Genomic DNA, 12,041 nt, shown 5'->3' with positions numbered 1-12,041 from the left:
ACCTCATGTATCACAGCAAGACATCGCTGGAACCGCCTCTTCCCCCGGCGGCTTATTCCTCGCCGGAGCACTGGCAGCAGGAATACGCAGCCGTGTTCAGTACCAGCTGGCACCTCGTGGCCAGCGGATCAGAGCTGCGCGAGCCGGGACAGTTTGTGTCGCTGGAACTGCTGGGAGTTCCCGTCGTTCTCAGAAACTTTGCGGGGGAAATCGTCGCCCTGCGCAATGTGTGTGCCCATCGCCAGTGTCAGATCGTCAGCCGGAGTGCAGGGCGGTCTCTTCGGCTGGCCTGCCCTTATCATGGCTGGGAATACGGAGCTGATGGCCGGACCCGCAAACTGCCGGGCGCGAGCAACTTTCCGCACTTTGATCATCGACGCTATGCGCTCGACCGCTTTCCCGTGGCGCGGTGCGGGGAACTGATTTTCATTCGCCTCTCGGAGTCGGGTCCGAGTTTCGAAGAGTGGATCGGGGACCGCTTCCCCCTCTTTGCCGAATGGTTCTCGCTTCCCGAATACCGCATGGCCAGGAAGTTTCGCTTCGACTATGCGGTCAACTGGAAAATTCCGGTGGAAGGCGCGTTGGAGAGTTATCACATCCCCGTGGTCCATCCCCAGACCTTCGTGGAAGACCCCGGGGAATCCCGCAGCGAACATTTTGTTCACGACAACGGAACGTCATTCCAGACGCAGTTCCTGACGCCGCGCTGGCTGGATCGTCGACTCCGGGACACCGAGCGATTCATGATGCACCTGATGAAGAAGCCCTTTATCGAAACGTACTCGCATCACCACGTGTTTCCGAATCTGCTGATCTCGCATGTGAACTCGATTTCCGTGGCCCAGGTTGTTTGTCCGGCCGGGCCGACGCAGTCCTGGAGCTACGCCTTTCACTTCAGCCGTGAGGCGCACGGTCGGGGAATGGTGGCGGGCGCGCTGACCCGCCTGTGGGGGATGTTCACACCCTTTGTGACCAAACAGATTCTCAATGAAGACGTCGCCATCTTTCCTGCTGTCCAGCGTGGGACGATGGCTGCGACCCGGCCCGGCCTGCTGGGACGCTGTGAAGAACGTCTCCACGCCCTGCAGACCTTCGTCAAAAAGCGGATTGATTCCGGTGTCATCGTGTCCGGGGCGGCCGCCGAGGCAACCACTTCCCCCTCTTCGACAGCAACCGGATGCGAACATTCAGATAGATGCGGAACGACGGAATGATTGACCTGAAGGGGAAAACGGCACTCGTGACCGGAGGAGGGCGGGGGATTGGCCGCGCCTGTGCGCTCCGGCTGTCGCAACTCGGTGCGGATGTCGCGGTCAATTTTCTGTCTTCGCGCGACGCCGCCACCGAGACCGTCCGGCAGATTCAGGCCGCCGGCGGCCGAGCGATTGCGGTCCGGGCCGACATTTCCGATGCAGACGAAGTGCAGGCTGCTGTGGACGCCGTTGTCGAGCATCTGGGACGGCTCGATATTGTCGTCAGTAATGCCGCGGCGGGGGGATTCCGACCGCTGCTGGAAGTGTCGCCAGCGAGCTGGGACAGCATTCTCCAGACGAATGCCGCGCCGCTGATCTGGCTGACGAAAGCGGCGGCGACGCATCTCCAGGCATCCGGGAACGGAAAGGTCGTTGCCATCTCCAGCCACGGATCGATGCGGGGCTTTGCCAACTATGGGGCGATCGGAGCTTCGAAGGCAGCACTTGAGAGTCTCGTACGGCATTTCGCGTTTGAACTTGGGAAAACGGGAATCAACTTCAATGCCGTTCTGTCGGGGATGGTGGAAACCAACGCGGTCAAGACCATGCCCGGCAGCGCTGAGTTGCTTGAGGCCTCGCGAAAGTGGATGCTGGTCAAACAGCCCCGTCTGGAAGCGGAACATGTCGCCGATGCGGTCGCCTTTCTGGCGAGTCCGCTCAGCGATCTGATCCAGGGACAGACTCTCGTTGTCGACGGTGGAGCCTGCATACGCATCTGAACGGTCTCATGCAAACCAACGACATCTCACAACCAAAGTCTCTGCATGAGTCCTCGCCTGTTTCCGCGGCGGAGGCGGTAACGCCGGCCGCCGATCTTCCGTTGACGGTCTTTGAACGCTTCATGCTCCGGCATGACACCCCGGACACGCCGCTGGTCTTTCGTGTGATCATGCGGTTTCACGGACCATGTCAGATCGACTTGCTGAGCGCCGCATACGACCGGGCCCTCGCGCGACAGCCGTTGCTGTTGAGTCGGTTAGTGCAGAGTTCGGAACGTGAGTTCGCCTGGTCCCCCTTGCCGCATCCTCCCCCGATGATTGTGCACCCGCCAACCGAGGATCTGGTGTCTCCTGCGCTGCAGGAGATTCCGGCCATTGATCTGCGGGAGACCTCCGGCCTGCGGACACAGGTCTGGACATCGTCAGGCGGCGTTCTGGTGCTGCTCGACTTCCACCACGCCTGTTGCGATGGTCAGGGAGCCCGCCAGTTTCTCGTTGACTGGTTCTGGACCTATGACCAGCTCTGCCAGCAGGAGCCGCTGCGCGATCCGCCATACGATCAGCGATTGCTTTTCCGGCGGCATCAGTTTCAAACCTTTCGTGCTCCCATCGGCTTGAAAGAGAGTCTGCGGAATCTGCATATCACGCTGCGGGGCCGAACCTCCCGCCTGCCCCGGAAATATCCCCCGCAGTCAGGCAGAACAGCCTGGCTCGCGGAGCACTCGCTCTCGATTGATCAGACCGAGAGTCTGCGTCAGACGCTGAAACAGCGACAACAGACTGTCAACGATCTGGGACTCGCCGCCACATTCGCCGCGTTTGCGGAATGTTTCCCGCAGCAGACGGGTCGCCGCTACATCACGATTCTGAATCCGGTCGATCTCCGTCGGCCTTCCGATGCCAGATGTCCCGCCTGCAACCGATTGGGAGTGGCCATTCTGCGGCGCCGGGCCAACTGGAACAGTTTCGACGAACTGCTGGCCAGCGTGCGGGGAGAAATGCAGTATGTGAAGCAGCGGTATATTGGAGTCGAGTTCCTGAACGGGCTGGCCCTGGCCGATTCCATTCCCGGAGCGGTGGCACTGGTCGAACGCCTCCAACTGCTGACCCCAACCATTCAGTTCACCTGTCTGGGAGACACGACGCGGGGCTTCAAACGCCGACCACGCGATTATCAGCTCCCGGCGTTGACTGGAGAACTGCAGCTGCAGGAGATTGCAGGGTTTGCTCCACCCGTTCCGCGTGTTCCGATCAGTGCGGCCTTCTGCGAAACAAACAACCGGCTGAATCTTACGGTCCGCTGCAATGCCCGATTCCTGAATCAGCAGGAAACAGCGCGGTTCGCGGAATCTCTGCTGAAACATCTGCTGACTGCGGTTGGGACACCCTGAACATGGCGTTGATGAATCAGGCTGAGTGCGACATCTGGATTTTCCGGATGGTGGAAGACGTCCGGAACTTTCCAGGGGATGTTCTCTCCGAAGCCGAACTAGGCCGCGCCCGGAGGTATCTCGATCCGGACAAACGGCGGCAGTTCCTCGTGACCCGTGGATTCGGCCGCTGGATCGCCGCTCACGAACTGCTCTGCAGCCCGCGGGAGATTCAATGGCCCATCACCGGAGCACCGCGACTCACCACACCCTCGGGCGCAGCACCACTGACGTTCAGTGTCTCTCACAGCGGGGAGACTTCGGCCATCGCCATCGGTCATCCGGCAATCTCCATTGGGCTTGATCTGGAAGAGGCGTCCGTTCCGCTCAATGTCAGCGCGATTGCCCGCATCGCGCTGCATCCGGACGAGCAGGAGTTTCTGAATGATGCGGAGCCCGCTCAGCGGGAAACCCGGTTGCGTCGACTTTGGACAGCCAAAGAGGCGGTCCTCAAGGCGGGGGGGGATCTCGAACAGCGATCATTGCTGGACGTCCGTCTCTCCCTGTCAGAGGCGGCTCCCGGCGCCACTCTGCAGGGGCAGAACCTCGGCACGGACTTCGCCTGTCACCTGTTCCCGTTTGAGCAGGATGCCGGACAGTTCACCGCAGTCAGCCTGCATTCGCCCGGCGAGAACCTCAGCAGCCCCCGGAGAGTTGTCGGAACACTTTGCTGCGGGACGGAGGAACCTCTTTCGGGAAGCCCGGAACTTGCGGCGACTGGGTGGCTTCCTCAGCTCTGGAATGACCACAAGCAGAATATTCGCGAGGAATTACGTCACTTTGGAGTGGAATCGACAGTGGTCAAATATCGGGCAACTGGTAAACTTCCCTGACACGAAAGCAGCGTGATTTTGGGACTGACCCGTTCTCGCCAAGCGGCAGTGAGCCTTTCAGCGGATGAAACGCTTGCCGTGGGGGAACAGGTCAGAACAACGTTGCTCTCGGCCCGGATGGCTGGCAGTTCCTCTGGTCGAATTCGCGAAATTTTTGTATCCAGCGGTTTGAGAAGCCGACAGCTGATCAGGAAGCTCGACGACAACGTCTTAAAGTGCAGTCGTGGAGTCTCCGAACAGTTGCATGAGGAACAGCGCAGAAACGTCACAACGCAGCATCGTTGCCGTGCGGCCCGGTTGTCGCACAGTGAGTCTCTGCACCGGAGATGCGACGAAGGGCCGGTCCAGTCCGAAGTTTCAGACAGAGGCAGAGTACGGGAGCTGACGTTTTCAACGCGGCCCGTCACCCCTGCAAGCAGACTTGATCATTCAAACGGAGTTCATGATCCCTCGAATCGCACTTGAGATTCGACATCGCTCTCACTCAGCCGGAATCAATCAATGAGGCATAATGGATTCTTGATTTTTGTCACCATCACGCTGCTCATTGCTACGGTGGGAGTGGTTGTCGTCTTCGGCATGTTCGACGGGGATTGGGAGAAAGCCGTCGCCCACAAGTTTATTCCCCCCCGGTCGAAGGTTCAGACCGAACCGGGATCGGAAGTGGAAGCCGGGGCCGACGTCCCGCCGCTGACCCCGCCTGCTGAAGATGTGGAAAGCCCCAACGAGCTCCAGCTCCCGCCGGTTCTCGGATCACTGTCGACGTCCCCGGCACGCAATGTCGAACCGCTGCCCCTCTCGACGGATCTCCCCCGACTGCGTGAGATTCCGTGGTCCAAAGAGGCCTTGGCCAACGCATATCGACTGGCCGCTGGTCGCAGTTGCCGGTTGCAGCCGCCCGGATCGTCCGTCACCCCGACACCCAATGCGAAGGGGCTAAGCCGGTTGACAGCTTGTATCGTCGGTCTGGAAATCGAACCTTCCGCCCGCCGGGCCCTTCCCAAACTTTCCAAGTCCACGATCGAAAGCTACCTCGCCGATCATCTGCTGGCGATTCAGCCGACGGTCCAGTCCGATCCGGTCCACGGCAATTATTTTCAGGGACAGCTGCAGGCTGCCTTCTTCGCCAAGAACTCACCCACACAGACCCTCGAAGCCGAGCCAATGATCGGTCAGGCGGTCAGCCAGTTTCGCGTTCTGGGGTTCTTTACCGATCCCAACAATCCGGAAGAGGCCCGCTATCCGCGCACGATGGTGCTGACCTTCGCGTACAAGCGTGATGATCCCAGCCACCCCCTGCCGGTCGATGAATATGAGTTGATCTTCCTGCACCTGTATCCCGGTGCGGGAGACCCCCGGCTGACCGTCTTCGGGACCTCCGACGGGTTGCAGTCGTTGCAGGCGCTTGTCATGCCCGACCTCCGGCTGGGACGGACCGCTCCCACGGTGCAGGCGCAGATCCGTTTTGGCGACTTCAAGATGATGGGACTCTACCCCGCCGATCCGATCGTCAGCGCGGTGAGGAACACCTATCGTGCCAGCCTGCCGGTCAGCGAAGTGCAGCTTCTGCTGCGAGGGACAACCGATCGCCCCGCGCAGACTCTGGCAGAACTTTTGGAAAGCCTGCCGGACACGCAGGCCGCCGCGCGGTAGGCCTGCCCTTTGAGTCGCCCCTGGCGGGAGCCTGATGTCGGTTCAGCCTGCCACGCACGACGGGCACTCCCCAGCTTCAGTGCGGCAGCAGGTCTTGCAAGGCGGCCCTGAGTTCGGGAAAGCGAAACTCAAAACCTTCTTCGCGCAGTCTTCGGGAAACAACATACCGTCCGTAGAGAGCCAATTCCGGATCGGTCCGCATCAGCGGCGCAGCCAATCGCACCATCCAATTCAACGCGGGGATTCCGATCGGCATTCCCAGGACATCACGCAGGGTCCGCATGAACTCGCGATTCGGCACCGGATGCGGTGCAGATGCGATGTAGGTCCCCCGCATTGTCGCGTCAGTGAGTCCCCGTTCGAACAGCCTGTTGAGATCCAATTCGTGGATCCAGCTCATCCCCTGGGTGCCGGAACCGACGGTCCCTCCCAGTCCCCAGCGAGCCAGTGGCACCAAACGGTCCAGTGCTCCTCCCCAGTTTCCCCGGCGTCGACCAATCACGAAACTCGTTCGCAGCACGACCGAGCGCTGTGACGGCAACAGGGCCGCTGCGAACTCCTGCTCCCACGCCTGTGCGACTGTGGGAGCCAAGCCGTATCCGCAGGGAGAGCTTTCGTCACACCACAGCGACGGAGGGTCTCCGTAAATGTGAGCCGTGCTCATCTGGAGCCAGACCGGGGGCGGATTTGTCAGCATCCGCATCGCCTCTCCGAGCACGCGAGTGGACTCGACGCGAGAACGCAGGATTTCGTCCTGATTCTCCGGCGTTTTGACACAGTCCACCGTTCGCCCGGTCAGATTCACCAACGCATCGGCTCCTTCGAGCGACTCAAACCAGGGACCGACCGTGCGGGCGTCCCACTCGCGTTGTGACCAACCTGTCTTGTCGGGCTGAGGATTGCGGGAAAGGATCACGACGGACCACCCGGCTTCAGTCAGATGTTGTGTGAGAGACCTTCCAAGAAAGCCGCTTCCCCCGGCAATCACCACACGGCCACGGTCAACTTGAGAGGTTGTCATCGGGGTTTCCAGAACAAGGACTCGAGCAGGTTGCTCTGCGTGTGGCCCCGCAGCCAGCGTTTCGTATGGGGAAATGCTGACGGCAGCGCCGCAAAGAGGGGCAATTGAATGTCAAAATGCTCAAGACAGAACCGAGATCACTCCCCGATTTTCACCACCGATCTGGATCAATTCTGGATTGCGACGAATTCAGGCTCGCGGAGCGCAAAAAAACAGCTCGCATTCCCGTGGGAGTGCGAGCTGCGGCAGTGAATTCAACCCTGCGAATGATCAAAATCCAGCATTCACAGCGTTTCCGTCATACCGGTCCCCCAGGTAGCAGTAGACCGCGTAGTCGATGTTCTCACTGATAAAGTGGACCGAGCCATCTCCCATCGCAAACTGAGCTCCGCCGACGTGGTAGCTCGCGTGACCGGCGCAGACCGAGTTGTTGATTTCCATCGCCCGCTCCACTTCGGCCATATGGAATGAGTTCAGGCGAACGTGGAAGAGGGAAGGCGTGGCACCCCAGACCGACCCGTCCTGACAGAAATGCGGCTTGGTCTCCCCCAGCATGAACGTATTTGAAGAGCCGTCGGTGATATCCCGCAGTCCCAGCCGGGTCACACCATGCCCGAAAATGCCGCGAACGGTGGTGTTGTCGAGGTGAGTCACCTCATAGCCACCTTTGGTGACGCCATCACTGTGGCGGCAAAAGCTGCGGGCTGCGGTGGAGCAATCCCGTGGGAGGCCCGCGCCGACATCGGCGGTCCCAGCCACAGCCCGATACATCGAAGCCTGCACGTCCCCGCCGCTGCCGGCGAACTGCTGCGTCGTTGCCCGCCGTCCGACGTCTGCATATGGATTGGTGGGGCAGGTCATGATCGAAAACGTTTTTCCGACAACCAATGCACGGTTTCCGGAGTCTTTGTGAACTGCCGGGAAGCCGGAGTCCATGCTGTTGGCCAGTGCCGCCTGATCGATATAGGGAAGCAGCATCCGGAACCAGCCGTCATTCGGCCGCGCCCGGAAATACTGTGATGCCGCATCCGTTCGGTTCGTTCCCGGAACCATACCGTAAGGGAAGCAGTCGAAGGTCGAGTGATAGTTGTGAAGTGCCAGCCCCAACTGCTTGAGGTTGTTTTTGCACTGCGAGCGGCGGGCAGCCTCACGTGCCTGTTGCACGGCTGGCAGGAGCAGTGCAACGAGCGTCGCCATGATCGCGATCACGACGAGGAGTTCGATCAGCGTAAACCCCAATTTTCTTGCACGCATGGCTGAAGTCCCAGAGAATCACGAATAAAAGATGCCACCTGACCTCGGCGATGATCGCCAAGAAAGCTGGATATAACACCAATTCGGTAGTGGATATAAATTTATTCAACAAAAATGTCAAACTGAGAGTTTTGATATTTTCTGGAATATCGGTGCAAATTCGGATCTGATCAGAACGAAATTGCGTCCACATCCATGCGGATTGCAGAAGGCATCAAGAATGACTTGCGTGTGAGCCGGCTGATTCGACAATGATTTTCAGATTCGGCCCCCAGAATCTGCCGATGCGTTTGATGCAACTTGTGGCATATTGGACAGGCTTTTCTCGGAAGCGTCTGACGGACGACGAGTGAGTCTATATGCGGTTGGGAAATGTCTTAAGCTGCATGGTGGTTATTGGTTGTGTTAAGAATTGGGTAGGGGGATGTGTCGGCTGGCCGAATTTCAGCCCTTGCGAAAATCTTTCCAACACTTCGTCTGAAAGCTGCGTAATTGCTGTAGCGAATTTTCGAGAGGCGAGCCATGCGAGCAGATACGCGACGGATGGACGAAGTCGATGCAGCATATGAAAGCGGGCCACAACCAACCGATGCCCGCCTCGTCGACGATACCAAACGGGGAGATCAGCTCGCCTTCGGGCAGCTGGTCCAGCGGTACGAGCGTCGACTGATGCGTGTCTTGCTGAGGTTCGTGACAGACCTGGATCTGGCGGAAGACCTCGCACAGGAAACCTTCCTGAGGGTCTATGAGCGGCTCGACCAATTTGATCCCTCGCGACGATTCTCCCCCTGGCTCTTCCGGATTGCCGTGAATCTGGCGCTGGATCATCATCGCCGTCGCAAACGTCGATTATGGACCTTGTTGTTCTCGGATCGCAGCAGTGAGCAGTGGATTGATCCGCAGGTGGACGATCCCCGCCCGGAGAAAGACCTGCAGCAGGAAGTGCGGCTGGTGATTCAGCAGCTGCCCGAGAAGTACAGCACGGTGCTGGTGCTGCGGGATCTTGAGAATTTTTCCACTTCGGAGATTGCAGCCATCCTCGATCGTCGCGAAGCAACGATTCGCTGGCGGGTGGCCGAGGCCCGGAACCGGTTTCAGGAGTTGTGGGAAAAGCGACGTCAATAGTCACTCAGGGAGAGGAGCGGGGCTTTCCCTGTTGTATCGCCTGAGAATGTCCGTTCGGACGCCATGGAATCGCCACAGTAGAATCGCCACCGTGGAACAGCTGCTGTGGAACCGCTGCTGTGTGAGACACAGATCCCATCGAGATAAAGAGTACGTCAGATGAAGTGTCGTGACGCAAAACATGAAATTGCATTACATCTGGGACAGGATGAAGTCGATTCATCCGCCTGGGAAGAGACGCGCCGACATCTCGCAACCTGCGAGGAATGCCGACAGCATCTGCGGCAGTTGAAGCAGTCCATGGCCGCGCTGGCGCAGTCGACGCAGACGGGCACTTACGAAACGCGAGGAAGCCTTTGGCCGGAACTGGCTGCACGGCTGTCACAGCCTCGGCCGCCACGCTCGGGCTGGAACCGACCGGGCTGGATGCCCATCGTTTCCGTCGCCGTCGCAGCTTTGCTGTTGGTGGCTGCCTGGCCCCACAGTCCCGAGACGTCTCACCATCCGGTCGAGCATGGTGTCGGTCGTCAGGTGGCTCCTCCGCTCTCAGGATGGGCCGGTGAGGCTCGGACGTCCCCTCCCTATTCCCGGGTCAGCCGGGAGGCGCGCGAAGCGGATCAGCGCGTCCGCTCGAACAAGCAGTCTGTCCAACCGGTCAAGAATTCGATCCCGTAGAGCCTCTTCGCTGTTGATGTCCCCGTGCGCGCCATGCGGAAATGAGCATTTCATCATGTGAAACGCTTGCTGCGCGGGCGTTGGAAAGAGCAACCTGCTCCAGCGGAGGGGCCCGAGTAAGCGAGTAGCTCTCTCTCTCGGGCGCGAAACTCGCCTCGCAAGGTCACCACCACCGCTGGCTCCACCGCTGCGGCCACTGCGGAGGTGACGACCGGCTTTCAGGCCCCCTCGAGTTCCGCCTGAATCTCACACCAGCGGTCTTCGGCCGCGCTGAGCTCCTGTGTCACCGCGGTCACCTGATTGTGCAGTTCGAGGGCTTCCTTGGGGTCGGTGGCGGCCAGCAGCTTTGTGTTGGCTTCCCGTTTCTGCTGATCGAGCCTGGCGATCGACCGTTCGAGATTGGTCAGCTCTTTGCGCAGGGCCCGTTCGTCCCGTTTGGGGGCAGGGGGGGCAATCGCAGCGACCTTTGCCGTCTTGGCTGCGGGCGGTTTGGAGAGCCGGGATTTAGCGAGTTCCCGCTCACCATCCTCGATCTCTTTGTTGACGTAGTACAGATAAGCGTCGTAACCACCCCCATAGTTCCGCACATGTCCATCGCGGACTTCAATAATCGAGGTCGCCACGTTCTTCATGAAGTGCCGGTCGTGGCTGGTGAACAGCACCGTCCCTTCATAGTTCAAAAGGGCCTGTGTCAGCGACTCGACCGTCTCAACGTCCAGGTGGTTCCCCGGTTCGTCGAGGACCAGAACGTTGTAGGTCCCCAGCAGCAGGCCGGCCATACAGAGTCGTGCGCGTTCCCCCCCGGAGAGGACACCGATCCGCTTCTTGACGTGGCCGCCGCGAAAGAGCAAGGCCCCCGCACCAGCCAGCAGTTGCTGCGTCGTGGTGCCGGGCTTGGCTGCCCGATCCAGATATTCGAGCACCGTCTGGTCCGGCGGCAAACTGGAGTAGACGTGCTGTGCGTAGACACCAATCTCGCAGCCGAATCCCCAGCGGACATTTCCTGACAGCGGGGGGAGGGAATCGACGAGCGTCCTGAGGAGTGTTGTCTTTCCCTGACCGTTATCCCCGACGATTGCGGTCCGCTCGCCATGATCGATTTCGATGTTGATGTCGCTGGCGACTTGGTGGTCGCGGTAACCAATCGCCACATTCTGGCATCGCACGGCCGGTCCCTGACGTGGAACGACCACCGGTGCCCGCATGTGGGCGATCGGTTCATCGTTGGCGATTTCAACGGTTTGCAGCTTCTCGAGTTGTTTCTCTTTGGACTTCGCCCGGGTGGCTGTGCTCGCGCGGGCTTTGTTTTTGTCGATGAACTTCTGCAGGTGCTTCTGTTTGGCGATCACCGCAGCATTTGCCCGTTCATCGTGTTCCCGGCGTTCGGCCTCGTACTCCAGGAAGGCTTCAATCGGACCGGGGTACATCGTCAGCTTCCCCCGCGTCAGATCCAGAGTCGTGTTGCAGGTGGACCCGAGGAACGCCCGGTCGTGCGAGACGATCAGGCAGGCCTGATCGAAGTCTTTCAGAAAGTGTTCGAGCAGAATCTGGGTGCGGAGGTCGAGGAAGTTGGTCGGTTCATCGAGCAGCAGCAGGTTCGGTTCGTGCAGCAGCAGCGCAGCCAGTTTGACGCGGGTCTGCCAACCTCCCGAGAGCGCCTTCACCGGACCGTAAAGGTAATCCCCTTTGAGTTCGAACTGCCCCGCGACTTCGCCGCACTTCCAGTCGGGTTGTCCGGAATCGCGCATCAGAAAGTCGTGCGCGGATTCCCCCTCCTGAAACGGATCGTGCTGACGCAGATAGCCGACCCGCAGTCCGGGATGTCGTGTCACTTCGCCGCTGTCGAGTTCTTCCTCACCGAGCAGCACGCGCAGCAATGTCGACTTTCCGGCGCCGTTGCGACCGACGAAGCCGACCTTGACCCCCTCGTAGAGTGTGACCGAGGTCTGGTCGAGGAGCATTTGGTCGCCGTAACTCTTTTCGGCGTCACGTAGTTGAAGCAGCACAGCCATGGAAGTCGCAATCCCTTTGCCAATGTCGAAGCAAAGATGTTACGGCTGCGGTCAGGCTGGGTAAAG

Annotated in this window: 10 protein-coding genes; 7 read left to right on the top strand and 3 right to left on the bottom strand. The window is 59.8% G+C overall.

What is annotated here, in order from left to right:
• The first annotated feature begins 5 nt into the window (after positions 1 to 5).
• The 5 genes from SH664x_RS19535 to SH664x_RS19515 all read left to right on the top strand — a co-directional run bounded on the left by SH664x_RS19535 (position 6) and on the right by SH664x_RS19515 (position 5,888).
• Positions 6 to 1,214, top strand: coding sequence for an aromatic ring-hydroxylating oxygenase subunit alpha (locus tag SH664x_RS19535; RefSeq protein WP_437203726.1), 1,209 nt, complete (start codon positions 6 to 8; stop codon positions 1,212 to 1,214).
• On the top strand, positions 1,211 to 1,972 hold the full coding sequence (locus SH664x_RS19530; RefSeq protein ID WP_437203724.1) for an SDR family oxidoreductase: 762 nt from the start codon (positions 1,211 to 1,213) through the stop codon (positions 1,970 to 1,972). Before SH664x_RS19535 ends, SH664x_RS19530 begins: the two co-directional genes overlap by 4 nt.
• Before the next feature lie 8 nt (positions 1,973 to 1,980).
• Complete coding sequence (locus SH664x_RS19525) at positions 1,981 to 3,363, top strand: hypothetical protein (RefSeq protein ID WP_437203723.1); 1,383 nt, start codon at positions 1,981 to 1,983, stop codon at positions 3,361 to 3,363.
• A gap of 2 nt (positions 3,364 to 3,365) precedes the next feature.
• Positions 3,366 to 4,235, top strand: coding sequence for a 4'-phosphopantetheinyl transferase family protein (locus SH664x_RS19520; RefSeq protein ID WP_437203722.1), 870 nt, complete (start codon positions 3,366 to 3,368; stop codon positions 4,233 to 4,235).
• A 501-nt stretch (positions 4,236 to 4,736) separates the two neighbouring features.
• A complete protein-coding gene (locus SH664x_RS19515) occupies positions 4,737 to 5,888 on the top strand; it encodes a hypothetical protein (protein WP_437203720.1) in 1,152 nt (383 codons plus the stop codon).
• A 76-nt stretch (positions 5,889 to 5,964) separates the two neighbouring features.
• On the opposite strand, the gene SH664x_RS19510 is transcribed toward SH664x_RS19515, so the two are convergent.
• Both SH664x_RS19510 and SH664x_RS19505 read right to left on the bottom strand, forming a co-directional pair.
• Positions 5,965 to 6,909 carry an epimerase gene (locus SH664x_RS19510; RefSeq protein ID WP_437203719.1) on the bottom strand — a complete coding sequence of 315 codons (945 nt, stop codon included), beginning with the start codon at positions 6,907 to 6,909 and terminating at the stop codon, positions 5,965 to 5,967.
• 270 nt (positions 6,910 to 7,179) lie between these two features.
• Positions 7,180 to 8,163, bottom strand: a complete 984-nt coding sequence (locus tag SH664x_RS19505; RefSeq protein ID WP_437203717.1) for a DUF1559 family PulG-like putative transporter — start codon at positions 8,161 to 8,163, stop codon at positions 7,180 to 7,182.
• A gap of 522 nt (positions 8,164 to 8,685) precedes the next feature.
• Between SH664x_RS19505 and SH664x_RS19500 the strand changes: the two genes are divergently transcribed.
• Positions 8,686 to 9,288 (top strand): RNA polymerase sigma factor, encoded by a 603-nt coding sequence (locus tag SH664x_RS19500; protein WP_437203715.1) that lies wholly within the window; start codon positions 8,686 to 8,688, stop codon positions 9,286 to 9,288.
• A 159-nt stretch (positions 9,289 to 9,447) separates the two neighbouring features.
• Positions 9,448 to 9,963 (top strand): anti-sigma factor family protein, encoded by a 516-nt coding sequence (locus tag SH664x_RS19495; protein ID WP_437203713.1) that lies wholly within the window; start codon positions 9,448 to 9,450, stop codon positions 9,961 to 9,963.
• 218 nt (positions 9,964 to 10,181) lie between these two features.
• Here the strand turns inward: SH664x_RS19495 and SH664x_RS19490 are convergent, their stop codons facing one another.
• A complete protein-coding gene (locus tag SH664x_RS19490) occupies positions 10,182 to 11,975 on the bottom strand; it encodes an ABC-F family ATP-binding cassette domain-containing protein (protein ID WP_437203711.1) in 1,794 nt (597 codons plus the stop codon).
• Between the last annotated feature and the right edge of the window lie 66 nt (positions 11,976 to 12,041).

Origin of the sequence: Planctomicrobium aquicomposti (assembly GCF_051466325.1) — a bacterium.
In the GTDB taxonomy this organism is placed as follows: Bacteria; Planctomycetota; Planctomycetia; order Planctomycetales; family Planctomycetaceae; genus Planctomicrobium.
This window is presented reverse-complemented; position numbering and strand designations above follow the sequence as displayed.